We start from the raw sequence: 23,010 nt of genomic DNA, 5'->3' as shown, positions 1-23,010 counted from the left end.
CCGCGCCGGCCGGGGGCGGCGCGACCCATGTCACACCGCCCCAGGCCGCTCAGGAGGCGTGGTCGACCAGCTCGCCCAGGCCGGTGGCGACGAGTTCGTCGCGGATCACCGCGGCGTCGCCCTCCACCACGATGGTGAGGTCCTCCGGGCGCAGGTGCGTGGCGGCCGCCGCGGAGACCTCCGCCACGTCGGCGGCGAGCAGCGACTCGCGCAACCGGGCGTGGTAGTCGTCGGGCAGGTCGTGCACGACCAGGGTGGTCAGCGCGGAGGCGATCGACCGGGGGCTCTGCAACTCGACGGAGAGCTGCCCGGCCCGCCAGGAGCGCGCGACCGCCAACTCCTCCTCGGTCACCCCGGTCTCCCGGGTACGGGTGATCTCGCCGACCGACTCGACGACGGCCGGCGCGGTGACCGCCGTCTGCACCCCGGAGCTGACCCCGAACCGGCCGAACCGGCGGGACGAGGCGAAGTCGCCCCGGATGCCGTACGTGTAGCCGCGCACCTCGCGGATCAGGTGGTTGAGCCGGGAGGTGAACGCCCCGCCGAGCACCGTGCCGGCGAGCGTCATCGGCACGTGGTCGGGGTGGGAGCGGTGCGGCGACGGGTGGCCCAGTCGCAGCGTGGACTGCACCGAGCCGGGCCGGTCCACCAGGATGATCCGCCGGCCGGGCCGGGTCGGCACCTCGATCGGGCCGCCCCGGTCGACCGGCCCGCCGCCGGTGCCCGCGAACGCCGCCGCGCCGAGCGCGTCCAGGTCCAGCCGGTCCAGGTCCCCGGCGACGACCAGCGTGCCGGGGCGGATGAACCACTCGGAGTGGAAGACCGTGACGTCCTCGACGTCCAGCGCCGCCACCGACTCCGGGTCGCCGTAGAGGGGGCGGCCCCAGCGGTTGCCGGCGCCGAACAGGTCCGCGCGCAGCGCCGCGTCGGCCCGCGGGCCGGGGTTGGCCCAGTCCATCCGCAGCGCGGTCGCCTCGTCGTCGCGGACCCGCCGGACGTCGTCCGGGTCCAGCTTCGGGGTGCGCACCGCCTCGGCGAGCAGCTCCACGGCGGCGTTCAGCCGCTCCACCGGCACCTGCACGCTGACCTGGAAGGAGTCCCAGTCCAGCCCGATCACCAGCTCGGTGCCGAGCCCTTCGATCGCCAGCGCGTACGCCGTCGCGTCGCGCTGCGCGGTCCCCTCCTCCAGGGCCTTGGCGAGCACCGCGCCGAGCCCTTCCTTGCCGGTGGGTTCGCGGCCGGCGCCCGCGTCGAGCAGCAGCAGCGCCACCGCCAGGTTCTGCCCGGGCAGGTGCGCGGCGACCACCTGACCACCCGCCACCGTGCGGCGGACCACCTGCGGGAACCGGTACGGGCGGGCGGCGCCGGGCCCGGGACGGTCGGCGATCAGCGTCATCAGGGCTTCTCCTCGGGCAGGTAGGTCAGGGTGACCCGGTCGTCGGCGGCGAGCACCTCGGCGGCGGCCTCGGCGATCTGCTCGGCGGTCACCGCGAGCCAGGCCGGCAGCCGCTCCGCGGCCTTCGCCGGGTCGCCGAACTGGGTGGCGTAGCGCCCGAGCGTGTCCGCCCGGCCGTCCACCGTGGACATCTGCCGCCACCACGAGGTGCTCAGCAGGGACTTGGCCCGGTCCAGTTCGGTGGTGGTGACCGGGACGGTGGCCAGTTCGTCGACCACCTCGGCCAGCCCGGCGCCCAGCCGTTCGGCGCTCACCCCGGGGCGGGCCGTGGCGGTGGCGATCAGCGGCGCGGGGGCGTGCGCCAGGTCCACCCCGTACGCCCCGACCATGTCGGGCTGGGCGATCCGCTCGCCGTCGGCGAGACGCTGGTAGAGGCGGCTGCCCCGGCCGCTGCCCAGCACGGTGGCGAGCACCGTCAGCACGTCGTAGCCGGGGCTGCCGAAGGGGTGGGTGCGGTGCGCGATGTAGACGCGCGGCGCCGGCACCTCGGCGGTGACCGTCTCCACGGCGGGTCGGCCGGTGGCCGGGACGGTCCGGCCGTCCGGGGCCGGCGGGATCTCCGCGCGCGGCGGGAGGGCGCCGAAGTACTTGTCGGCCAGCGCGAACACCTCGGCGGCCGAGGCGTCGCCCACGACGGTGAGCACGGCGTTGTTCGGCGCGTAGTACGTCCGGTGGAACGCCTGGAAGGTGGCCAGGTCGGCGGCGTTCAGGTCGGCCATCGACCCGATCGTGGCGTGGTGGTAGGGGTGCCCGGGCGGGTAGAGCAGCGGCAGCAGCCGCAGCCAGGCGTCGCCGTAGGGCACGTTGTCGTAGCGCTGGCGCCGCTCGTTCTTGACCACGTCCCGCTGGTTGTCCAGCGTCTCCTGGGTCAGCGCGGGGACCAGGCCGCCCATCCGGTCCGCCTCGAGCCACAGCGCCAGTTCCAGGTGCTCGGCGGGGACGGTCTCGAAGTAGTTGGTGCGGTCCGGGTTGGTGGTGGCGTTGAGCGAGCCGCCCGCACCCTGCACCAGCTTCATGTGCTCGGTCTTCGCCACGTTGACCGAGCCCTCGAACATCAGGTGCTCGAAGAGGTGCGCGAAGCCGGTCTGCCCCTCGGGCTCGTGCCGGGAGCCGACGTCGTACCAGAGGTTCACGGCGACCGCCGGAGCGGTGCGGTCCTCACTCACCACCACGCGCAGGCCGTTGTCCAGGCGGGTGGTCTCGATGGGCCAGGGGTAACCGCTGTCGGGCATGGCACGACGCTATCCGATCAGGTGCGCGGGAGGGGACGCGCCGCACGCGGCGAGGCATCGACCGCCGGCCGCCGGGTACCGGGGAGGCATGCCGCCTGCCGCCACCGTGACCGACCGGGCCGCCGTCGCGGTCGACCGCGCGACCGCCGCCCTGACCCGGCTGCGCCGGGCCCGCCTGCTGCATCCCGCGGGCCGCTCGTTCGCGGGCGAGGTCGTCGTCTGGGGTACGTCGGGACCGCCGACCGGGGTGCCGCTGCTGGACGGCCCGGGCCGCTTCCGGGCGACCGTCCGGCTCTCCAAGGGCGTGCCCACGCCGGGCGCCTGGCCGGACGTGCTGGGGCTGGCCGTGCGGCTGCACCGCGACGGTGAGCGGCCGTTCGACCTGCTGGTCAGCTCCAGCGGGGCCGCGCCGCTGCTGCGGAATTTGCCGCTGCCCCGGCGGCGCTTCGCGGGGACGTACAGCACGATCATGCCGTTTCGCGCGGGCCGGCGGCGGCTCTTCCTGGCCGCGCTGGCCGACCCGGAGTCGCCCGGCCTGGGCCGCAGCCTGGCCGAGGTGGCCGCCGCGGCCCGGGCGGACGCGCCGCGCCTGGTGCTCGCGGTCGCGTCCGCCGTCGGGCCGTGGCGTCCGTTCGGGCAGGTCAGCCTCGGTGCCCAGCTCGGCGCCCGGGAGGACGCGGCGCTGGCCTTCGACCCGATCGGCAACCTGCCGCCGGGGCTGCGGGCGGTCGGCCCGATCGCCTGGCTGCGGGAGCACAGCTACCGCGGCTCGCGACGGGCCCGGGGGGCCGTGGCTCAGTCGGGGGGCTCGATGGGGGTCACCGTCTGATCGGAGGTACGCCGCTCCAGCACGGTGTCGGGGGCGGCGTTGCGGTCCTCCTCCCGGAGGTCGGACTCGGCGAGGATGGCCTCCGCCTGCGCGTGGGGGTCGTCGCTGCCGGCCGCCGCCTCCTCCGGCAGGAGGTGTGCGCGGGACTCCACTCGTTCCTGGTCGCTCTGCTCGTGACTCATGACCGCCCACATACCCCGCCGCCGCCTCCGGCACGCCGCATGATCGCGCCCGGCTGATCGCGACCGGCCCCGGCGGCGGCGGGCCGCTCAGGAGCGGAACGGTCCGCGCACCTCGTAGGTGACGCCACCCGAGGAGGAGCCGGACGTGCCGCGTTGCGACGAGAAGTAGAACCGGCTGCCGTCGGGCGAGAACGCCGGCCCGCAGATCTCCGACGAGGACTGGCCGGTGATCCGCAGGAACGGGGCGACCACCCCCGCCGGGGTGATCACGTTGATCTCCATGTTGCCGCCGTCCTCGGCGACGTAGAGGTCGCCCGAGCGGGCCCCGGTGATGTTGTCCACCCCGGTCAGCGGCGCCGTCCCGGAGACCAGCGAGTCGTCGTACGCCAGGTCGATGCGCTGGTCGACCGCGTCGTAGGCCCAGACCCGGTTGTCGCCCTTGGTGGTGAACCAGCAGGTGCCGTCGGCGTACCAGCAGCCCTCGCCGCCGTTGAACCTCTTCGCCCCGGCGACCTGGTCGCGGGTGAGCGTGGGCGAGCCGTCCGGGTCGGGCACCCGTGCCCAGCTCACCGGGCCGCTGGTGCCCGTGCCGGCGACCAGCACCTCCAGGGTGCCGGCGGAGAGGTCGCCCCAGGTGGTCGGCCGGAACCGGTAGAAGCAGCCGTTGGTCTCGTCCTCGGTGAGGTAGACGACCCGGCGGTCCGGGTCGCAGGCGGCGGCCTCGTGGTTGAACCGGCCCATCGCGGCCCGCCGGACCCCGGCCCGGCCGCCCTGGGGGTACGTCTCGTAGACGTACCCCCGGTTGACCTCCTCGCCGGAGAGCCAGGTCCCCCACCCGGTCGCGCCGCCCGCGCAGTTGCGGTTGGTGTTCGACAGGATGCGGTACGCCGAGACGACGCTGCCGTCGGCGGCGAAGCGCACCGCGGATGCCCCACCGGTGCTCAGGATCTCGGAGTTCGAGACGTAGATCCAGTCGGTGCCGGCGACGAAGCAGGCGCCGCCGTCGGGCGCGTCGTGCCAGGTGTACGACGTGCCGGGCACCGCCTGGCGGGAGCGGGCGACGACCCGGCTGGTGAAGCCGGCGGGCAGTTGGATGCCGTTGGCGTCGGCCGCGCCGAGCGGCCCGTAGGGGCTGGCACCCGGCTGAGCAGGGGCGGCATGGGCGGCGCCGGCCCAGAGACTGCCGGAGAAGGCGACGGCGCCGCCGACGACGGTGGCGCGCAGGACGGTACGACGGTCCATCGGGAACCTCCGGGAAACAGCGGTCGGTGTCGATGAAACTACCGTCGCACGCATCGATGGAGGTGAACACGAAGCGAGTCTTTCCCGACGACCGGGTGGACCTTCCCGCGCAACCGGGTACGCTTGGCCGCGTGACGCGTTCGTATCGATGGTTTAGGCAGCCGGCTCGCACGCCGGTGACTTCACCATGATCTGACGTCACCACATTCGAGCCGGCCGGGCAGGAGCTCTCGTTCCTGCCCTTTTGCGTACGAGCAGCCGGCTCGACCTGGGCACCGGCCCCGGGGCACGGTCGGCGGAAGGATTCCCACCGTGACCACCCCGGAGACCGTTCGGGTCAGCGATCAGCGGATCGACCGCGTCGTGCCGCTGACCACCCCGGCCCTGCTGCACCACGACCTGCCCCTCGACGACACGCTCGCCTCGGCCGTGCTGGCCGGGCGACGCGCGGTCGGCCGGGTGCTGGACGGCGCCGACGACCGCCTGCTGGTGGTGGTGGGCCCGTGCTCGGTGCACGACCCGGCCGCCGCCCTGGAGTACGCCCACCTGCTCCGCGACGCCGCCGCCCGGGTGGCCGACGACCTGCTGGTGGTGATGCGGGTCTACTTCGAGAAGCCGCGCTCGACGGTGGGCTGGAAGGGCCTGATCAACGACCCCGGGCTGGACGGTTCCGGCGACGTCAACACCGGCCTGCGTACCGCCCGGGCGCTCCTGCTCGACGTGCTGCGCCTGGGGCTCCCCGTCGGCTGCGAGTTCCTCGACCCGATCACCCCGCAGTACATCGCCGACACGGTGGCGTGGGGCGCGATCGGCGCGCGGACGGTGGAGAGCCAGGTGCACCGGCAGCTCGCCTCCGGCCTGTCGATGCCGATCGGCATGAAGAACCGCCCGGACGGCAGCATCGGCACCGCCGTGGACGCCATCCGCGCCGCCGGCGTACCGCACGTCTTCCCCGGCATCGACGTCTCCGGCACGCCGGCGATCCTGCACACCCGGGGCAACGCGGACGGGCACCTGGTGCTGCGCGGCGGCGGCGGGCGGCCGAACTACGACGCGGAGTCGGTGGCCGGCGCCCTGGAGCTGCTGCGGGCGGCGGGCCTGCCCGAGCGCGTGGTGATCGACGCGAGCCACGCCAACAGCGGCAAGGACCACCGCAACCAGCCGCGGGTGGCCGCCGACGTGGCCGCCCAGCTCGACGCCGGCCAGCGCGGCATCGTCGGGATCATGCTGGAGAGCTTCCTGCTCGCCGGCCGCCAGGACCTCGACCCGACCCGCGAGCTGACCTACGGCCAGTCGGTCACCGACGCCTGCATCGGCTGGGACACCACCGAGGAGGTCCTCAGCCACCTGGCCGCCGCCGTCCGCACCCGCCGCCGTACCCCGGCCCCCGCACCCGCCTGACCCCCACCCCGCACGCAGGGGGAGGTGGAGACGGACAGTGCCGCCCCCGGGCCCGGGAGGGCTCGGGGGCGGCACCGGTGTCGGTGTGCAGGTCGCCTCTCGGCGAGTGGCACGACGCGGCTCCAGCCGAACGGTATTCCGCGAAGGCAATTAGGTGAGGCCCGGGGACACTGGACACACCGACACCTGACTCAACCGGGGACCCGCCGCCGGTGTTCCGACCCGCGCCATGACCGCCGTCACAGCCCCGGCGACCACTCCGCGCGCGGCCCGGCGACGTTTCACCGGTTCGGACGCGGGTAGCTGACCGTCGTGACCGACGACGCACCCGTGACGGACGCGCCCGTGGTCGAGGAGCCGGACATCCGGCGCCTCGACGACCTCCTCGAGGATCTCTACCACGGCCAGGAGCGGATCAGTCAGGCGGACATCTACCGCCGGGCCGTCGCCGCCGAGCTTCCCGCGCAGCTCCTCACCCGCATGGCCGCCCTGCCCGAGGGCGAGTACGCCGTGGACGAGGTGGCCGACCTGCTCGGCGGTTCGGTCACCTGACGCCAGGGGGCCGGGACCGGCACGGCCCCGGCGGGCCGTGACGACCCGTCGTGGGGCGAGACCGCCGCCCACCCGTCCCCCGGGGGCGGACGGCCTTCCGCACCGGAGGCCGACGAGCAGTGAGGAGAGCGAGATGTCCCACCACGAGGAAGAGCACGAGAAGCTGCCGGCACTCGGTCAGCCCCCCGAGGGCCGGGACACCCTGCCGGAGCCCGACTTCGCCAACGAGCACGACCGCACCGCGGTCGACCGGGACGTCATCACCGGGGCGGACGCCGACGAGCGCGAGCCGGAGGCCTCCCGCGGCTGGGCCGGCCAGGACCACGGCACGACCCCGACTTGAGGACAGCCACGACGAAGGGGGCCGGCCCGAGCGCCGGCCCCCTTCGTCGTACGTCGTCAGTCCTCGTCGGGGTCGCCACCCTCGGCGGCCTGCTGGGCCACCGCGTACGCCATCTGGAGGAAGTCCGAGGCGGCCACGGCGGTCAGCGCGGTCGCCACCAGGCGGGTGAGCCGGGGAGCGAGCACCAGGCCGCCGGTGAACCCGGTGGCGACCCAGACGGCGAGGCAGAACGGACAGCTCAGCAGCTCCCCGATCGCGTGCCGGGTGGAGCTGCCCTGGTCACGGACCTGCTCCATCACCTCGCCGCTGCCGATCGGCTTGTCGTACCGGGTGAACGGCGCCCGTAGGGGGCTCGTCACCGCGTCCTTCGTCAGCAGCCGGCTCAGCTTGTGGGTGGCGATGCTCAGCAGCACCACGTCGGCCGGGGCGGGACGCTCGGGGACCGGACGGCCGGTCGCCCTGACCAGACCGGCGATGCCGGCGGTCACCCCGGCGTAGGTTCCCATCGCCGCCAGGTACCCGCCCAGCGGTCGGTGTTCGTGCGGCGCGTACGCCTGGCGCAGCCGCGCCACCTTCTCCTTCAGGGCGGTCACCCGGTCTCCTCGATCCTCTCGGGTGCGGTCCGGCTCAGCCGGCCTGCAGGTTGTCGGCCACCTCGCGGGCGAGACTGTCCAGCGCCTCGTCGGCCAGCCGCTCGGCGTCCGGCCCGCCGGTGAGGTCGAGCCGCATCCGGGCGCCACCGGCCTGGGCGGGCTCCACCAGGATCTCCGCCGACCAGTCCTCGGCGGCGCTCCAGCGGGCCCGCAGTTCCTCGGCGCTGACCTCGTCCGCCGGGCTGCCGTCGGCCCGCAGCGGCTCGGGCAGCCACGCCGACGCCCGCGCGGGGTCGGTGGCGGTGTTGAACACGACCTCCGGCGGCGCGGACATCCCGCGCTCGGCGGACGCCATCAGGCGTCCCGCAGCCGGCTCGGGTCGACCTCGCGGCCGGGGTGCCGGGCGAGGTACTCGGTCTCCAGCTCGGCGGTGCGCCGCAGGTGGTTGGCGAGCGCGGAGTCCGCCGCGTGGCGCAGGGTGTCCAGGCGGGTCCGGTGCAGGCTGTGCATCTCCCGGATCAGGTCCTCGTCGGCCAGCTCGGCGGGGTCGACGCCGAGCAGCTCGCCGTCGGGCGGATCCGCCTCGCCGGAGGCCCTGTCGTGGACATGGTCGCCGTCCCACTCGGGCATCCGCTGCTCCGGGCTGCCGAAGTCGTCCTGCCGTACCGATCCCGTCATGATCGACCCCCTGCTCTGGTTTGGGCTCGCGTCTAGACGGATGCCCACACCGGCAGGCACCAAACCCCACCCGCACCTACGACGCCGCGTCGGAGACCCCGGCGGCCCCCGGTACTCTCGATGCCATGAAACGGCTCTGGACCCCGGCGTGGATCGCGCGCCACGTGGCCATGGTCGTGCTCGTCACCGGTTTCCTGGCGCTGGGCTGGTGGCAGGTCAGTCGGGCCGCCGCCGGCAACGCGATCAGCTGGGGCTACGCGGTCGAGTGGCCGATCTTCGCGGGCTTCGTGGTCTTCGTCTGGTGGCGTGAGGTCCGGCACACCCTGCGCGGGCCGGCGGCGCCGGCCGACGCGCAGGGAGAAACGTCGAGCGCCGCCGGGACGCGACCGGCCGACGCCCCGCAGGCCGCCGCGACGCGCCCGGTCGTACGCCGACCCGTGCGGGTCGCCCGCGGGTCCGCGGCTGCCGGCGGCGGCGAGGACGGCGACCTCGTCGCCTACAACCACTACCTGCAATGGCTGAACGACAACCCGGGTGCCAAGCCCGGTGACTACCCCGGCTGAGGCCGGACGCGAAAGGACGGACGACGGTGGGCGCAGCCCTGACCCGGTACCGAGTCATCGCCTGGATCGTCGGCGTGGCGCTGATCCTGCTGGTCGTGATCGGCATGCCGATGAAGTACGGCTTCGACGACCCGATCCTGGTGGAGACCGTGGGCCAGGCGCACGGCTTCCTCTACATGCTCTATCTGGTGGCCGCCTTCGACCTGTCCCGCCGGGCCGGCTGGCCGCTGAAGCGGATGGTCCTGGTGATGCTGGCCGGCACGGTGCCGTTCGTCTCCTTCTACGCGGAGCGCCGGGTCAGCTCCTGGGTGACGGCGGAACAGTCCGAGCGCACCCCGGAGCCGGTCGCCGGCTGACGCCGGTCACCGGGCGGGCCGCCACGGGTCGACCGAGGCGAGCGGGTCCTCCCAGCCGCCGTACCGGTTCATCTCCCGGGCCCGGCGCAGGGCCCGGGTGACCTGGCCGAACTGCCGCTCGTCGTCGCTGCTGAACAGCAGCACCCGGTCGCCCCGGCACCGGCCCCACAGCTCGTACGCGGGCGGCCGCCACCGGTCCCCCACCAGCGCGACCAGCACCGGCAGCAGGAACACCAGGCCCAGGACGAGGTACGCCCCCGCGGTGAGCCGTTGCAGCCCGCCGGTGAAGCCGAGCAGCAGGCCGACGCCGCCGATCATGGCGCCGGTGACCAGGACGGCCCGTACGGCGACGCGGTCGTGCGGGCCGCGGCCGGTCTGCAGGTGGGTCAGCTCGGTGACCTGCCAGCTGTTGCGGCCGACGGTGAAGCGGTCGACCGTCACGATGATCCCGGGTCGGGCGTAGAGGAGGGTGTTCTTCTGCGCGGTCGTCCGCGATGACCGCGTCTGTCGGGTGGCGCCTTGAGGGTTCACGGTTCTACCTCCCGCGGCTGGTGCCGGGTCGGCTCCCGTCGACGGTCTCGCATCGCCGGTCGACGGGATTCCCGGCTGCGCGCTTCATTGTGTGGCGCACGTGCCAGCCCGGACGGCGATTTCGGCTCGCGTCCGAGGGCTGCGGTCGGGTGGCCCGCCGGTTCCGACCGCCATGTCGGTCTTGTCGGTCATAACGGCTCACGTTCCGACGGCATACGCCGACAACGACGAACGGCACGGATCGCCCGATCGCCGACAATAGCCGTCGCCCGCCGCGGCGAGCCGGAGGAGTCGATCACGCGCCGCACCCGTCGTGATCCACAATTTCCGTCACTCGGCCAACATTCGACCCTGCTTCAACTGCGCATCACTCCTGCCCCGGGATAGGTTGTCCCGGTCGGCCCGGTCGAACGCCGTCCACCCGGACGGCACCGGCCCGGTGCCGTCGGGGGCGTCAGCAGCCCGCGGCGGCCGATGGGAGAGGAGCCTTCCGCTCTTGTCGTCCCTCAGGAACACGCTGCGCGCCCTGGCGGTCGCCGTGGTGTCGGCCACGCTGCTCGCCCCGGCGATACCCGCCCGGGCCGAACCGTCCCCCGCCGAGCTGACCCGGCGGATCGAGAATTCCTCCTCCCAGCTGGAGCACGTCGTCGAGGCGTACAACAAGCTCCGGGAGGAGATCAAGACCAACCAGGCCGCCGTCGCGCGGGTACAGAGCCGCATCGGTCCGCTGGAGCAGGAGACCGAACGGAGCCGGGCGGACGTCGGCGAGATGGCGGTGACCGCGTACAAGACCGGCAACAACCTGAGCACCGCGGAGGCGCTGCTGCGTCCCGGCGGCGCCGACACCCTGCTCGACCGGCTGAGCATGCTCGACCAGCTCACGCGGCAGCGGCAGGCGAAGATCTCGAACTTCACGGGCAACCAGCGCCGGCTGCTCGACGAGAAGACCCGGCTGGAGGTCACGCTGGGCCGGCAGGCGGCGCAGGCCCGCGAGATGACCGCCACGAAGAAGCGGATCGAGGGCGACCTGGCCGAGCTCTACGAGCTGCGCCGGCAGGCGTACGGCCGGGCCACCGAGAAGCCGGCCGCCCGGTCCGACAGCGCGAAGGAGGCGCCGACGGTCTCCGGCAAGGCCGGCGTCGCGGTGCGGTACGCGTACGGCGCGCTCGGCAAGCCCTACGTCTGGGGCGCCGACGGGCCGAACGGCTACGACTGCTCGGGCCTGACCTCGGCGGCCTGGCGGGCGGCCGGCAAGTCACTGCCGCACAACACCCGGATGCAGTGGGGCGCGGTGGCCCACATCAGCCGCAGCGAACTGCGCCCCGGCGACCTCGTCTTCTACAGCGGGCTCGGGCACGTGGGCCTCTACGTCGGCGGTGGTCAGGTGATCGACGCGCCGAGCGCCGGGCGCAACGTGCTCAAACGGGGCATGAACCTGATGCCCATCCAGGGCTACGGTCGGGTCCGCTGACCCACCCGCAACGCGAACGGCCGGCGTCCCCCTATCGGACGCCGGCCGTTCGCGTTGTTCCTACCCTGCTCAGGCCGCCTGTAGGCCCTCGGCCCGGGCCAGCTCGCGGAGCCGACCGAGCGCCTGGATCTCCAGCTGCCGGATCCGCTCCCGGGAGAGCGAGAACCGCGAGGCCACCTCGGTGAGGGAGTGCTCCCGGCCGTCCTCGAGCCCGTAGCGGGCCCGCATGATGCCGGCCGAACGGTCGTCGAGGTGGTTGAGCAGACCCTCGATCCGCTGCCGCTCCAGCCCCGTCAGGACGATCTCCTCCGGCGACGGCGCGTCGCTGTCGGCGACCAGGTCACCGAGGTTGGTGTCGCCGTCGTCGCCCACCGGGGTGTCCAGCGAGACGGTGTCCTGCGACCAGCGGACCAACTCGTTGACCCGCTCCACGGTGACCCCGAGGGACGCCGCGATCTGCTCCGGCTCCGGGTCGCTGCCCAGCTCACGGGTGAGCTGCCGGGCCACGTTGCGCATCCGGTTGACGTCCTCGACCAGGTGCACCGGCAGTCGCACGGTGCGCTCCTGCTGAGCGATCGCCCGGCTGATCGCCTGGCGGATCCACCAGGTCGCGTAGGTGGAGAACTTGTAGCCGCGCACGTAGTCGAACTTCTCGACCGCCCGCACCAGGCCGGTGTTGCCCTCCTGGATCAGATCCAGCATGGGCATGCCCGAACGCACGTAGCGGCGGGCGATCGACACGACCAGTCGCAGGTTGGCCCGGATGAACAGGTCCTTGGCCCGCTCGCCCTCGGCGACCAGCCGCTCCAGGTCGTCCCGGTCGGCGCCGGCGGGGACGCGGTCCGCACCGAGCAGGTGCTCGGCGTAGAGGCCGGCCTCGATGGCCTTGGAGAGGTCGACCTCCTTGGCGGCGTCCAGCAGTGGCGTCCGGGAGATCTCGTGAAGGTAGACGCCGACCAGGTCGCGCTCCTCGGCAACCTCGTCGGTTCGCATGCCGATGTTCTTGTCCACGTTGCCCACGGTCCCCTCGCTCGCGCCGGTTGCCCGGTTCCTTGCCATCCCCACGTCCATCAGCCCTCCCCCGTAACCCGCTGTGCCCACCGGTGCTGACACCTACACAACAGTTGAGACGCGCCGGGGATTCCATGTCGTGAGTCGAAAGTGTCACGAATGCCTGATAATCCGCTGAGAGCGCGGTCCATGTTTGCTGTCAGCACCCCGGGTGGCGGCTCTCCGATGGGCACCACGCCAGGGGCGGCGGATCGACGTGTCGCCGTGTCCCGGTCCATGGCAGCACCGCCCCGCCCGCAGACGCAGCGACCCGGGTCACCGTCGGGCTGCGATCCTGGTCACTGCGGAGTCACGCACGGGTGGACCGGTCGGTTCATCCACGCCCGTGGTAATACCCCACCCCCCGGTGAACAATCCGCACCGCGGACCCGTGCCCGTACGTGACGGGGATCGCAGGGCAGCTGCGGCGAGGGCAGGGTGTGGGGTCGGCTCAGGAGGCGAGCAGGGCCAGGGCGCCGCGGACCTGGTCGGCGGAGCGGGAGAGGGCGGCCCGCGCGGCGGACACCTCCACCCCGGAGACGAGCGAGACCAGCGCCACCTTCATGTCCCCGTCGGCCTCGTTCAGGGCTCGCCGGCAGATCTCCTCCGAGCAGCCTGTCGCCTCGATCAGGATCGAGATCATCCGGCCCCGGAGCTTGGCGTTGGTGGCGACCATGTCGATCATGAGGTTCGAGTAGACCCGGCCCAGCCGAACCATCACGGCCGTGGAGAACGTGTTCAGCACCAGCTTCTGCGCGGTGCCCGCCTTCATCCGGGTCGACCCGGTGACGACCTCCGGTCCGGTGTCCACCCCGATGAAGACGTCCACCGACCGGGCGGCCTGCGCCTCCGGGTTGGCACAGAGCAGCACGGTCGAGGCCCCCTTGGCACTCGACGCGGCGAGCGCCCCCAGGACGTACGGTGTGCGTCCGCTGGCGGCGAGCCCGACCACCAGGTCCCCGGCCCGTACGCAGTCGGCGGCCTCCGCCGCACCGCCCCGGTCGTCGTCCTCGGCGTCCTCGACCGCCCGCCACATGGCCTCCGGCCCGCCCGCGATGTGGGCGCAGAACCAGTGCCGGGGCGAGTTGAAGGTGGGCGCCAGCTCGGCGGCGTCGAGCACGCCGAGCCGGCCGGAGGTGCCGGCGCCGAAGTAGTGCACCCGGTGCCCGCCGCGCAGGGCGGTCACCGCCAGGTCCACCGTCGCCGCGATCTCGTCGAGGACGGCCGCGACGGCGCCGGGCACCCGCCGGTCCGCCTCGTTGATGACCGTGAGCACGTCCCGGGTCGACATGAGGTCGAGGTCCGCGCTGAGCGGGTTGCGCCGCTCCGTCGGCGCGCCGACCCGGATCACCGGCCGGGCCGTCACCGGGGTCGTCACCTCGTGGGGTTCCACCGCGCCCGCCGTCATGCCCGCCTCCGTCCCGGGCCGACCCGGTGCGACCGGACCGCCTCGGCTGTCGCTTCGAGGGCCTTCCTGGCCCGGGACCGGTTGCGCGCGGCCACCCCGACGAAGAGGCAGTCGACGACGGTGAGCTGGGCCAGCCGGCTCGCCATCGCGCCCGAGCGGTAGGTGGTCTCGCGGGCGGCCGTGGTGAGCACGAAGTCGGCCACCTCGGTGATCGGCGACCGGGGGAAGTTGGTGAGCGCCACCGTGGCCGCCCCCCGGGCCCGCGCCTGTTCCAGCACCTCGATCACGTCGGAGGTGGTGCCGGTGTGCGAGATGCCGACCGCGACGTCGCCCCGCCCGAGCAGCGCGGCCGACGTCAGCGCGGTGTGCACGTCCGGGAAGTAGAAGGCGGTGCGGCCGATGCGGTGCAGCTTCTGCTGGAAGTCCGAGGCGACGAAGCCGCTGGCGCCCGCCCCGTAGACGTCGATCCTGCCGGCGCCCGCGATGGCGTCGACGACCTGCTCGCAGATCGCCGGGTCGAGCTGCTCGGCCGTCTCCTCGACGGCCCGCGCGTCGTTGAAGGCGATGGTCGCGATGATCTGGGCGAGGTCCGCCCCGGGCGGGATGTCGCCGCCGACGACCCGCGCGTCGGGCGGCTCGATCCGGCGGGCGGCCTCGGCGGCGAGCCGGATCCGCAGCTGCGGGTAGCCGTCCATGCCGACCGATCGGCAGAACCGGATGACGGTCGCCTCGGATGTCTCGGCGGCGGTGGCGAGGTCGGTGATGGTCCGACGCGAGGCGGCGGCCGGGTCGGCGACCACCAGCCGGGCGACCCGCTGCTCGGCCGGCGACAACGACGGGAGCAGGCCGCTGATGTGGACGATAAGCCCACCCGGCTCGTGACTCGCAGAAATCTTCGGACTCTTCGCCACGGATGAAACTTACTTTCACGAGGCGTGAGCGTCAACCATGACTGCGCGTATTGAGGAAAGTACCGCCCGCCCGGACACGCCGTTTCGTCCAGCGTGCCATCCGTACCGCCCAGCGTGCCATTCCACGGAGGAGGTCGCCTCCCCCGCCGGACCTGCGTGGAGAGGCCGCCCGGTCGCCGCCGGCCCGCACTCGGCCCCGTACGGACGATGCCATCACGCCGCCTCCCGCGGCGCCCCGTCACGAGGCCGGATCCCGGGCAGCCGGCCGGAGGTCCGTCGGCTCAGGCGCTCAGCCGGCCGATCGCGACCGGTTCCGCGCCCGGCGGCGCGGGCACGACGGCGGACCGCACGTCCCGCCCGTAGGGCGCCCGGCCGTCGCGATCGTCGGTCGGCCGGCCGTCGCGACCGTCGGCGGACGACGCCAGCCAGCCCGCCAGGTGGGCCTGGATCAGCCGGGAGACCTCCTCCGGCGGGCGCCCGGCGTCCACCACGACGAAGGTCGGATACTCCGGCAGGGTCCGGTACGCGGTGTCGGCGGCGGTCAGGTAGCGCATGCTCTCGTGGTCGGTGCCGCGCTGCTCGATCCGCCGGTACGCCTCGGCGGGATCGACGGTCAGCAGGAAGGTCAGCTGCGGTCGCGGGAACATCCGGTAGCCGGCGCGGGCCAGCCGCTCCCAGCGCTGGCCCCCGTGCGCCCGGATGCTCGCGTACTGGCAGGCGGAGTAGCGGTCCATCACCGCGACCCGGCCGGTGGCCAGGCAGCTGAGCAGGGCGAGGGCGATCGCCAGCCAGCGGAGCACGGACTCCACCGCCAGCATGCCGCTGCGCCCGACGAGGCGCTGTGCGTCCGGACGGCCGAGGCGGTGCGCGAGGCGGCCCAGCCAGCGCCGCCCGCCGGCGTTGCGGTGGTAGGTGGCGGGGCGGCCCGCCGCGGTGAGCGCGTCGGCGAGCCGGTGCGCCTGGGTGGTCTTGCCCGAGCCGTCGATGCCGATCAGGGCGACGGCGCGCAATCGGGCCCTGCCGCGCCGCGCCCCCGGTGATCTGGACACTCTGCACAGGCTATCCGACCCACGCTCGCGTACCCGGAGATTTGTGCCGTGTCCTCCCGGTTGACCCCGACCGTGCCACCTGCCAGGTGTGGCCCGCCGGGATGCCGGGTACCGGAGTTGGATCAGCCGCCCACCACCATCGACGGGAGACGCCAATGGCAGAGCGCGGGGACGAGAGCCTGGTGCACACGTTGAAGAAGGTCGCCGCCGTGCTCAAGCAGGAAGAGATTCCCTTCGCGCTCGGGGGCAGCTTCGCGGTGTACGCCCACGGCGGTCACTCCAGCGACCACGACGTCGACTTCCTCATCCGGGAGGTCGACGTGGAACGGTCCCTCGAGGCGCTGGTCGCGGCGGGCTTCACCGCCGAGCGGCCGCCCGAGGACTGGCTGGTCAAGGTGTTCGACGACGGTCGGATGGTGGACCTGATCCACCGGCCGATCGAGACGCCGGTCACGGAGGAGACGTTCGCCGACACGGTCGTGCGGCCGGTCGACGCGATCCACATGCCGGTGCTCTCGGCCAGCCAGCTCATGGTGCACAAGCTGCTGAGCTTCTCGCAGCACTACTGCGACTTCGCCCGGGGCCTGCCGCTGGCCCGTTCCCTGCGGGAGCAGATCGACTGGGAACGGGTACGCAAGGAGACGCAGCACTCCCCGTACGCGGAGGCGTTCCTGGTGCTGCTGGACCGGCTGGAAGTGGTGCCGCACTCCGGCACCGGCGAGGGAGAGGGGACACCGTGACCGAGCACCGCGACGTCGCCACCGGACCGCCCGACGAGTACGTCGAGGCGGAGATCCACCGGCTGCTCGCCGAGGACCCGGACGTGGCCGAGCAGGGGATCACCGTGGTCCGCCGCGAGCGCGGCCTCGTGCTCTACGGCGAGGTCGAGAGCCCGCACCGGCGCGAGGAGATCCTGCGCCGGGTGGCCGAACGCTTCCCCGACGTGCCGGTCACCAGCGACATCGGGGTGATCCGCGCGCAGGCGCCCACGGAGATCGAGCAACTGCCCTGAGGAGGTTCCATGGTGATCCGGATCGCCGCCGTGGGCGACGTGCATCTGGACGAGGACGTGGTCGGCCGGTTCCGGCCGGCACTGGACGAGCTGCCCGAGCACGCCGACGTGCTGTTGCTCGCCGGCGACCTGACCCGGCACGGGACGGAGTCGGAGGCCCGGTGCGTGGCCACCGAGTTCGGCGGGCTGGGCGTGCCGGTGGTGACCGTGCTGGGCAATCACGACCACCAGTGCGACCAGGTGCCGCAGGTGGTCAAGGTGCTCGAGGACGCCGGGATCACCGTGCTGGAGGGCGACGGCGTCGTGCTGGACTGCGCCGGCGGCCGGCTGGGTGTGGCCGGGGTGAAGGGGTTCGGCGGGGGGTTCGCCGGCCGCTGCGCCAGCGACTTCGGCGAGCCGGAGATGAAGGCGTTCGTCCGGACCACCACCCAGAGCGCGGACGCCCTGTCCGCCGCCCTGCGGGGACTGGAGTGCGACGTGCTGGTGGCGCTGACCCACTACGCGCCGGTGCCCGACACGCTCGCCGGTGAGCCGCTGGAGATCTACCCGTTCCTGGGCTCGTACCAGCTCGGGCAGGCGATCGACTCGGCGCCGACCGCGCTGGCCCTGCACGGGCACGCGCACGCCGGCTCCGAGCGGGGCACCACGCCCGGCGGGGTACGCGTCCGTAACGTCGCCCACCCCGTGATCAAGCAGGCGTACAGCGTCTTCCACCTGGGCGACCACCTCGATCACGCACAGGTTTCCGGCGTCGGCGGGTCGGGTATTCAGCAAACATGGAGCTGATTCTCTGGATTCTCGCAGTCGTACTCGTGGTCGCCGGCATCCTCGCGCTGTTCCGGCGGCAGATCCTGTGGGGCATCGTCCTCATCGTGGTCGGCCTGCTCGTCGGGCCGGGTGGTGTGAGCATCTTCAATTGACGAGGCGGCTACAGGCCGCCGTTCAGGACCCACCGGGGTCGTCGTGACCGGAACTCCGTCCTCCCGACAGGAGCATCCGGACACGACGACCCCGGTGTCGTGCCGGCCGGAGGGTGACCGCGGGTTTACCGTCCACCTTCAGCGGACATATCCCGACCATGGAGATGTCCAGGAGCGCGGAACGGACCGGCGGGGCCCGGCAGTGGTGGGCGCTGCTCGGCTTCGGGGCGGCGGTGTTCGTCGCCGCGGCGATCGGCGGGCTCGGCGTGCAGGGCACCTCGGCCGAGTACGCGAGCCTCGAACAGCCCGCCTGGGCTCCCCCGTCCTGGCTCTTCGGACCGGTCTGGAGCCTTCTCTACGCGATGATCGCGGTGGCCGGCTGGCTGGTCTGGCGGCGGGTCGGCTTCGGCCCGGCCCTCTGGGCGTGGATCGCCCAGCTGGTGCTCAACGCCGTCTGGACGCCGCTCTTCTTCGGCGCCGGCCGCTACGGGCTGGCGTTCGCCGAGATCCTGCTGATGTGGGTGGCGATCGGCGTGACGGTCGCGCTCTTCCGCAAGGTGTCCCGCCCGGCGACCCTGCTGATGCTGCCCTACTGGGCGTGGGTCACCTTCGCGGCCGCCCTCAACTTCACGATCTGGCGCCTGAACAGCTGAGCGCCATCTGGCGCCGGAACAGCTGAGCCGGGCGACGGAGCACACGACGACGGAACGGGGCCCCGGCGCGCAGCCGGGGCCCCGTCACCCGTTCAGCAGCGGGGTACGCCGGGGATGTAGCCGTCGGAGCCGGTGTAGACGTAGGAGTCGGAGATGAAGCGGCCGGAGCCGATCCGGTCCCAGATCGTGCTGGTGCCGTAGGTGCCGGTGACGCTGGTGCCGCTGGTCTGGCACTGGATGGTCACCCGGGCGCCGTCGGCGACCGTGCCGACGGCGGCGTAGCCGGTGCCGGGGCCGGACCGCACGGTCAGCGCGATCCCGCTGGTGGTGTTGACCGTGCCGGAGCCGGCGCTGCTGCCGCAGCCGTTGTCGCTGGAGTAGTTCTTCGTGCCCCAGTAGAGGGCGAGCGCGCCGTTGAACCGCACCTGGATGTCGGCGCCGTTGAGCCGCTGCTCGTAGTGCAGGTGCGGGCCGGTGGAGCCGCCGGTGCTGCCGACCCAGCCGATGACCTTGCCGTAGCCGACCGCCTGGCCCACGGAGACGTTGAAGCCGTTCAGGTGGGCGTAGTAGGTGTGGTAACCACCCGCGTGGCTGATCCGGACGTACTTTCCGTAACTGGTGCCGCCGAGATCCGTGACCCGGTCGACGGTGCCGGGCGCGCTCGCCACCACCGCGTCACCGAGGTCGTCGGTGCGGTTGAAGTCGAGCGAGTACGCCGGGCTGTGGTTGGTCCGGGTCTGACCGGACCAGGACTGCCCGCACGGGAACGGGACCTTGAACGTGGGGGCCGCCATCGCCGGGGCCGCCGGGACGACCAGCGCGCCCACAGCCAGCAGACCGGCCGCCAGCAGGCCCAACCAGCGCTTGCCCATCCAACACCTCCTATGTCGAAATCCTTCGATCACTGACCTCCAGAGTGTCAGAAAATGACATCGATGGAAAGGGGTCGAATTCCCGTGTGGGAGCGTGCCCAACAGGGGGTTTACGGGTTTCCGGATTGTTACTCGCTCGTGTCCGGATAGGGGTGGACCAGGCCAGATGCAAGCGCTTACATGTGGTGACGCCCATCGGACCGGCGCGGGTTCGATCCCTGACGCGCCGGCAAGGAAGGAGAACGGCATGGCGTTTGCCAGATCACGCCAGGCTCTCGCGATCGCCGGCGTGCTGGGGCTGGCGCTGAGCGCCACCGCCTGCGGCACCGGCGACGACAAGAAGAGCGACACCGCGGGCTCCGCGGAGTGCGCCGCATACGAGAAGTACGGCGACATCGACGGCAAGAAGGTCAAGATCTACTCGTCGATCCGGGAGATCGAGGCCGACCGCCTCGCGGAGTCCTGGAAGCAGTTCGAGGACTGCACCGGCATCAAGATCGACCACGAGGGCAGCGGCGAGTTCGAGGCGCAGCTCAACGTCCTGGTCGACGGCGGCAACGCCCCCGACCTCGCGTTCATCCCGCAGCCGGGTCTGCTCAAGCGGTTCGTCGACTCGGGCAAGCTCAAGCCGGTCGGCGCCGAGACGAAGAAGATGGCCGAGGAGAACTACCCGGCCGACTGGCTGAAGTACAGCACCGTCAACGGCCAGTTCTACGGCGCCCCGCTCGGCTCCAACGTGAAGTCCTTCGTGTGGTACTCGCCGAAGACCTTCAAGGAGAAGGGCTGGACGGTCCCGACCAGCTGGGACGAGCTGATCAAGCTCAGCGACCAGATCGCCGCCACCGGCACCAAGCCGTGGTGCGCCGGCATCGAGTCGGGTGAGGCCACCGGCTGGCCGGCCACCGACTGGATCGAGGACCTGATGCTGCGGACGCAGACCCCCGAGGTCTACGACCAGTGGGTGACCCACGGCATCCCGTTCAACGACCCGAAGGTCGCCGAGGCCCTCGACAAGGCCGGCACCATCCTCAAGAACGAGAAGTACGTCAACGGCGGCTTCGGCGGCGTGAAGAGCATCGCCACCACCTCCTTCCAGGAGGCCGGCGTGCCGATCACCACGGGCAAGTGCGCGCTGCACCGGCAGGCGTCCTTCTACGCCAACAACTGGCCGGAGGGCACCAAGGTGGCCGAGGACGGCGACGTCTTCGCCTTCTACTTCCCGGCGATCGACGCCAGCAAGGGCAAGCCGGTGCTGGGCGGCGGCGAGTTCGTCGCGGCCTTCAACGACCGCCCCGAGGTCCAGGCCGTGCAGACCTACCTCGCGTCCGGCGAGTACACCAACAGCCGCGCCAAGATCGGCGACTGGGTGTCGGCCAACAACAAGCTCGACCTGGCCAACGTCCCCAACCCCGTCGACAAGCTCTCCGTGCAGATCCTCCAGGACAAGTCCAGCGTCTTCCGCTTCGACGGCTCGGACCTGATGCCGGCGGCCGTCGGCTCCGGGACGTTCTGGAAGGCCATGGTGCAGTGGATCAACGGTAAGGACACCGCGACCGTGCTCCGGGACGTGGAGAGCGGCTGGAAGTGATCTGACCGGTGGGCCGGTCCGCGGGGACGCGGGCCGGCCCACCGGCCGGTCAAGGACCTGGGAGGGTCGATGGAGTTCGACTTCGCTGCGGAACAGCCGAAGTTCCTCATGCTGATGTACGGGCTGGTCGCCTTCGTCGCGGTGGTGGGCGGTCTGCTCCTGCTCCTCGACGTGGTGCCGGCCTGGTTCGCCCGCCGCCGGGAGGCGCAGCTCGTCGCTGCCTCCGCGAGCGGCGCCCCGATCCCCCGCCGGCGCAAGCCGCGCGAGGGTGTCTTCGCGCTTTTCTTCCTGCTACCCACGCTGCTGCTGCTCGCCATCGGGCTGGTGGTCCCGGCCGTCCGCACCGTGCTGCTGTCGTTCATGGACCAGGGCAGCAACGACTGGGTAGGGCTGCGCAACTACGGCTGGATGTTCTCCGAGGACTCCATCGTCCGGGTGTTGCTCAACACTCTGATCTGGGTGCTCCTCGTCCCGCTGGTGGCCACCACGTTCGGCCTGGTCTACGCCGTGCTGGTGGACAAGGCCCGGTTCGAGGCGGTCGCCAAGTCGCTGATCTTCCTGCCGATGGCGATCTCCTTCGTCGGCGCCAGCATCATCTGGAAGTTCGTCTACGCCTACCGGGGCGACGGGCAGGAGCAGATTGGTCTGCTCAACCAGATCGTGGTCAGCCTCGGTGGCGAGCCGAAGCAGTGGCTGCTCGACTCACCGCTGAACACGCTGCTGCTGATCGTGATCATGGTCTGGATCCAGGCCGGTTTCGCGATGGTGGTGCTCTCCGCCGCGATCAAGGCGATCCCCGCCGACATCGTGGAGGCCGCCCGGCTCGACGGGGTCACCCCGTGGCAGATGTTCTGGCAGATCACCATGCCGAGCATCCGGCCGGCGCTGATCGTGGTCGTGGTGACGCTGTCGATCGCCACCCTCAAGGTCTTCGACATCGTCCGGACGTCCACCAACGGCAACTACGACACCAGCGTGATCGCCAACGAGATGTACAACCAGGCGTTCCGCTACGGCGAGAACGGGCAGGGCTCGGCGCTGGCGGTGTTCCTGTTCGTCCTGGTGATCCCGATCGTGATCTACCAGATCCGCAACATCCGTCAGCAGCGGGAGGGCTGAGATGACCACCGCGACGCCCACCGTCGCCGCCGGCACCCAGAAGACCGGCGGCCGGGGCACCAGCACCGCCGGGCGGGTCCGCAGGCGGCTGAACAGCCGTACCGCGACCGTCGTCTCGATCGTCATCGCGGTGTTCTGGACCATCCCCACCTTCGGCCTGTTCGTCTCCTCGATCCGGCCGGAGGACGAGATCAAGAGCAGCGGGTGGTGGAACTTCTTCACCAGCCCGTCGTTCACCCTCGAGAACTACCAGGAGGTGCTGTTCGGGCGCTCCTCGTCGTCCGGGCAGCTCGCCAGCTACTTCATCAACTCGCTGGCGATCACCATCCCGTCGGTGCTCTTCCCGATCGCCTTCGCGGCCCTGGCCGCGTACGCGCTCGCCTGGATCAACTTCCGGGGCCGGGACTGGCTCTACGTCGCGATCTTCGCGTTGCAGATCGTGCCGTTGCAGATGGCCCTGGTGCCGCTGCTGAAGTTCTTTTCCACCGGCGTCACCGTCGGCGGGGTCACCATCCTGCCGGCCTGGGACCTGGTCGACGAACAGAAGTTCGCGCAGGTGTGGTTCGCGCACACCTGCTTCGCGCTGCCGTTCGCCGTCTTCCTGCTGCACAACTTCATGTCGCAGCTGCCCGGAGAGCTGATGGAGTCGGCCCGGGTCGACGGGGCCACCCACCCGAAGATCTTCCGCAGCATCGTGCTGCCGCTGATCACCCCGGCGCTGGCCGCGATCGGCATCTTCCAGTTCCTCTGGGTCTGGAACGACCTGCTGGTCGCGCTGATCTTCGCCGGTGGCGGCGACGAGACCGCCCCGCTCACCGTCCGGCTGGCCGAGATGGCCGGCACCCGGGGCAACGAGTGGCAGCGGCTCACCGCCGGCGCGTTCGTCTCGATCGTCGTACCGCTGATCGTCTTCCTGTCCCTCCAGCGCTACTTCGTGCGCGGCCTGCTCGCCGGCAGCGTCAAGGGCTGAGGCGTCTCCGCCGCCGCCGGTGACCCGGC

The 23,010-nt window shown here is 72.2% G+C and carries 28 protein-coding genes; 15 read left to right on the top strand and 13 right to left on the bottom strand.

Annotation, left to right across the window (positions count from 1 at the left end):
- Nucleotides 1–49: 49 nt before the first annotated feature.
- Together ABZ573_RS18725 and ABZ573_RS18720 are read right to left on the bottom strand one after the other, a co-directional pair.
- Nucleotides 50–1,396 carry a pitrilysin family protein gene (locus ABZ573_RS18725; RefSeq protein WP_151456417.1) on the bottom strand — a complete coding sequence of 449 codons (1,347 nt, stop codon included), beginning with the start codon at nucleotides 1,394–1,396 and terminating at the stop codon, nucleotides 50–52.
- Complete coding sequence (locus ABZ573_RS18720) at nucleotides 1,396–2,688, bottom strand: pitrilysin family protein (protein WP_151456418.1); 1,293 nt, start codon at nucleotides 2,686–2,688, stop codon at nucleotides 1,396–1,398. The genes ABZ573_RS18725 and ABZ573_RS18720 overlap by 1 nt, the downstream gene beginning before the upstream one ends.
- Before the next feature lie 88 nt (nucleotides 2,689–2,776).
- On the opposite strand from ABZ573_RS18720, the gene ABZ573_RS18715 reads away from it, so the two are divergent.
- Nucleotides 2,777–3,517: a phosphodiesterase gene (locus ABZ573_RS18715; protein WP_358119387.1), complete on the top strand. Its 741-nt coding sequence runs from the start codon at nucleotides 2,777–2,779 to the stop codon at nucleotides 3,515–3,517.
- Here the strand turns inward: ABZ573_RS18715 and ABZ573_RS18710 are convergent.
- Nucleotides 3,484–3,699, bottom strand: a complete 216-nt coding sequence (locus tag ABZ573_RS18710) for a hypothetical protein (protein WP_101415193.1) — start codon at nucleotides 3,697–3,699, stop codon at nucleotides 3,484–3,486. The two genes, ABZ573_RS18715 and ABZ573_RS18710, sit on opposite strands and share 34 nt — an antisense overlap.
- A gap of 87 nt (nucleotides 3,700–3,786) precedes the next feature.
- Nucleotides 3,787–4,941, bottom strand: a complete 1,155-nt coding sequence (locus ABZ573_RS18705) for an alkaline phosphatase PhoX (protein ID WP_358119383.1) — start codon at nucleotides 4,939–4,941, stop codon at nucleotides 3,787–3,789.
- Nucleotides 4,942–5,244: 303 nt separating this feature from the next.
- Between ABZ573_RS18705 and ABZ573_RS18700 the strand changes: the two genes are divergently transcribed.
- From ABZ573_RS18700 to ABZ573_RS18690, 3 genes are all read left to right on the top strand, one after another.
- Nucleotides 5,245–6,342, top strand: coding sequence for a 3-deoxy-7-phosphoheptulonate synthase (locus ABZ573_RS18700; RefSeq protein ID WP_327031086.1), 1,098 nt, complete (start codon nucleotides 5,245–5,247; stop codon nucleotides 6,340–6,342).
- 312 nt (nucleotides 6,343–6,654) lie between these two features.
- Nucleotides 6,655–6,894: a hypothetical protein gene (locus ABZ573_RS18695; protein WP_151453280.1), complete on the top strand. Its 240-nt coding sequence runs from the start codon at nucleotides 6,655–6,657 to the stop codon at nucleotides 6,892–6,894.
- Nucleotides 6,895–7,027: 133 nt separating this feature from the next.
- Complete coding sequence (locus tag ABZ573_RS18690) at nucleotides 7,028–7,237, top strand: hypothetical protein (protein ID WP_132239399.1); 210 nt, start codon at nucleotides 7,028–7,030, stop codon at nucleotides 7,235–7,237.
- Between the two features lie 56 nt (nucleotides 7,238–7,293).
- On the opposite strand, the gene ABZ573_RS18685 is transcribed toward ABZ573_RS18690, so the two are convergent.
- The 3 genes from ABZ573_RS18685 to ABZ573_RS18675 are packed head-to-tail and all read right to left on the bottom strand — an operon-like array spanning nucleotide 7,294 to nucleotide 8,511.
- Nucleotides 7,294–7,830 (bottom strand): DUF1360 domain-containing protein, encoded by a 537-nt coding sequence (locus ABZ573_RS18685; RefSeq protein ID WP_327029396.1) that lies wholly within the window; start codon nucleotides 7,828–7,830, stop codon nucleotides 7,294–7,296.
- Between the two features lie 34 nt (nucleotides 7,831–7,864).
- The gene (locus tag ABZ573_RS18680; RefSeq protein WP_132239403.1) at nucleotides 7,865–8,185 is read right to left on the bottom strand and encodes a hypothetical protein; all 321 of its coding nucleotides are present in this window, start codon (nucleotides 8,183–8,185) and stop codon (nucleotides 7,865–7,867) included.
- On the bottom strand, nucleotides 8,185–8,511 hold the full coding sequence (locus tag ABZ573_RS18675) for a DUF6158 family protein (RefSeq protein WP_132239489.1): 327 nt from the start codon (nucleotides 8,509–8,511) through the stop codon (nucleotides 8,185–8,187). Before ABZ573_RS18675 ends, ABZ573_RS18680 begins: the two co-directional genes overlap by 1 nt.
- A gap of 122 nt (nucleotides 8,512–8,633) precedes the next feature.
- On the opposite strand from ABZ573_RS18675, the gene ABZ573_RS18670 reads away from it, so the two are divergent.
- Both ABZ573_RS18670 and ABZ573_RS18665 read left to right on the top strand, forming a co-directional pair.
- Nucleotides 8,634–9,071 (top strand): hypothetical protein, encoded by a 438-nt coding sequence (locus ABZ573_RS18670; protein ID WP_151453282.1) that lies wholly within the window; start codon nucleotides 8,634–8,636, stop codon nucleotides 9,069–9,071.
- Nucleotides 9,072–9,097: 26 nt separating this feature from the next.
- Complete coding sequence (locus ABZ573_RS18665) at nucleotides 9,098–9,427, top strand: DUF3817 domain-containing protein (RefSeq protein ID WP_091628654.1); 330 nt, start codon at nucleotides 9,098–9,100, stop codon at nucleotides 9,425–9,427.
- A 6-nt stretch (nucleotides 9,428–9,433) separates the two neighbouring features.
- Here the strand turns inward: ABZ573_RS18665 and ABZ573_RS18660 are convergent, their stop codons facing one another.
- Nucleotides 9,434–9,958, bottom strand: coding sequence for a DUF6232 family protein (locus ABZ573_RS18660; RefSeq protein ID WP_358119376.1), 525 nt, complete (start codon nucleotides 9,956–9,958; stop codon nucleotides 9,434–9,436).
- Between the two features lie 496 nt (nucleotides 9,959–10,454).
- Here ABZ573_RS18660 and ABZ573_RS18655 point away from each other — a divergent pair, with 496 nt between their 5' ends.
- Entirely contained in the window at nucleotides 10,455–11,429 is a 975-nt protein-coding gene (locus ABZ573_RS18655; RefSeq protein ID WP_151453284.1) for a C40 family peptidase, read from the top strand.
- A gap of 69 nt (nucleotides 11,430–11,498) precedes the next feature.
- Here ABZ573_RS18655 and ABZ573_RS18650 read toward each other — a convergent pair whose 3' ends face one another.
- The 4 genes from ABZ573_RS18650 to ABZ573_RS18635 all read right to left on the bottom strand — a co-directional run bounded on the left by ABZ573_RS18650 (nucleotide 11,499) and on the right by ABZ573_RS18635 (nucleotide 15,847).
- A complete protein-coding gene (locus ABZ573_RS18650; protein WP_192581293.1) occupies nucleotides 11,499–12,488 on the bottom strand; it encodes a sigma-70 family RNA polymerase sigma factor in 990 nt (329 codons plus the stop codon).
- Between the two features lie 442 nt (nucleotides 12,489–12,930).
- Nucleotides 12,931–13,887, bottom strand: coding sequence for an N-acetylmuramic acid 6-phosphate etherase (locus ABZ573_RS18645; protein ID WP_358119371.1), 957 nt, complete (start codon nucleotides 13,885–13,887; stop codon nucleotides 12,931–12,933).
- The gene (locus ABZ573_RS18640) at nucleotides 13,884–14,798 is read right to left on the bottom strand and encodes a MurR/RpiR family transcriptional regulator (RefSeq protein ID WP_151453287.1); all 915 of its coding nucleotides are present in this window, start codon (nucleotides 14,796–14,798) and stop codon (nucleotides 13,884–13,886) included. The genes ABZ573_RS18645 and ABZ573_RS18640 overlap by 4 nt, the downstream gene beginning before the upstream one ends.
- Before the next feature lie 281 nt (nucleotides 14,799–15,079).
- Nucleotides 15,080–15,847: a dTMP kinase gene (locus ABZ573_RS18635; protein WP_358119367.1), complete on the bottom strand. Its 768-nt coding sequence runs from the start codon at nucleotides 15,845–15,847 to the stop codon at nucleotides 15,080–15,082.
- A 101-nt stretch (nucleotides 15,848–15,948) separates the two neighbouring features.
- Between ABZ573_RS18635 and ABZ573_RS18630 the strand changes: the two genes are divergently transcribed.
- From ABZ573_RS18630 to ABZ573_RS18610, 5 genes are all read left to right on the top strand, one after another.
- Nucleotides 15,949–16,587, top strand: a complete 639-nt coding sequence (locus ABZ573_RS18630) for a nucleotidyltransferase (RefSeq protein WP_132239419.1) — start codon at nucleotides 15,949–15,951, stop codon at nucleotides 16,585–16,587.
- Complete coding sequence (locus tag ABZ573_RS18625; RefSeq protein ID WP_132239421.1) at nucleotides 16,584–16,859, top strand: hypothetical protein; 276 nt, start codon at nucleotides 16,584–16,586, stop codon at nucleotides 16,857–16,859. The genes ABZ573_RS18630 and ABZ573_RS18625 overlap by 4 nt, the downstream gene beginning before the upstream one ends.
- A gap of 9 nt (nucleotides 16,860–16,868) precedes the next feature.
- Complete coding sequence (locus tag ABZ573_RS18620) at nucleotides 16,869–17,645, top strand: metallophosphoesterase (RefSeq protein WP_151453289.1); 777 nt, start codon at nucleotides 16,869–16,871, stop codon at nucleotides 17,643–17,645.
- The gene (locus ABZ573_RS18615) at nucleotides 17,636–17,779 is read left to right on the top strand and encodes a GPGG-motif small membrane protein (RefSeq protein WP_007464364.1); all 144 of its coding nucleotides are present in this window, start codon (nucleotides 17,636–17,638) and stop codon (nucleotides 17,777–17,779) included. Before ABZ573_RS18620 ends, ABZ573_RS18615 begins: the two co-directional genes overlap by 10 nt.
- 158 nt (nucleotides 17,780–17,937) lie before the next feature.
- Nucleotides 17,938–18,432 carry a TspO/MBR family protein gene (locus ABZ573_RS18610; RefSeq protein WP_358119363.1) on the top strand — a complete coding sequence of 165 codons (495 nt, stop codon included), beginning with the start codon at nucleotides 17,938–17,940 and terminating at the stop codon, nucleotides 18,430–18,432.
- Nucleotides 18,433–18,524: 92 nt separating this feature from the next.
- Here the strand turns inward: ABZ573_RS18610 and ABZ573_RS18605 are convergent, their stop codons facing one another.
- The gene (locus tag ABZ573_RS18605) at nucleotides 18,525–19,304 is read right to left on the bottom strand and encodes a peptidoglycan DD-metalloendopeptidase family protein (RefSeq protein ID WP_151453291.1); all 780 of its coding nucleotides are present in this window, start codon (nucleotides 19,302–19,304) and stop codon (nucleotides 18,525–18,527) included.
- 247 nt (nucleotides 19,305–19,551) lie between these two features.
- Here ABZ573_RS18605 and ABZ573_RS18600 point away from each other — a divergent pair, with 247 nt between their 5' ends.
- The 3 genes from ABZ573_RS18600 to ABZ573_RS18590 all read left to right on the top strand — a co-directional run bounded on the left by ABZ573_RS18600 (nucleotide 19,552) and on the right by ABZ573_RS18590 (nucleotide 22,981).
- Complete coding sequence (locus ABZ573_RS18600) at nucleotides 19,552–20,892, top strand: ABC transporter substrate-binding protein (protein WP_151453292.1); 1,341 nt, start codon at nucleotides 19,552–19,554, stop codon at nucleotides 20,890–20,892.
- Between the two features lie 69 nt (nucleotides 20,893–20,961).
- Nucleotides 20,962–22,011 carry a sugar ABC transporter permease gene (locus tag ABZ573_RS18595; RefSeq protein ID WP_151453293.1) on the top strand — a complete coding sequence of 350 codons (1,050 nt, stop codon included), beginning with the start codon at nucleotides 20,962–20,964 and terminating at the stop codon, nucleotides 22,009–22,011.
- A gap of 1 nt (nucleotide 22,012) precedes the next feature.
- Entirely contained in the window at nucleotides 22,013–22,981 is a 969-nt protein-coding gene (locus ABZ573_RS18590; protein ID WP_327029401.1) for a carbohydrate ABC transporter permease, read from the top strand.
- Nucleotides 22,982–23,010: the final 29 nt, after the last annotated feature.

Origin of the sequence: Micromonospora sp. NPDC007220 (assembly GCF_040634035.1) — a bacterium.
In the GTDB taxonomy this organism is placed as follows: Bacteria; Actinomycetota; Actinomycetes; order Mycobacteriales; family Micromonosporaceae; genus Micromonospora; species Micromonospora reichwaldensis.
Note: the sequence above shows the minus strand (reverse complement) of the source record. Positions and strands in the feature narration are given on the sequence as shown.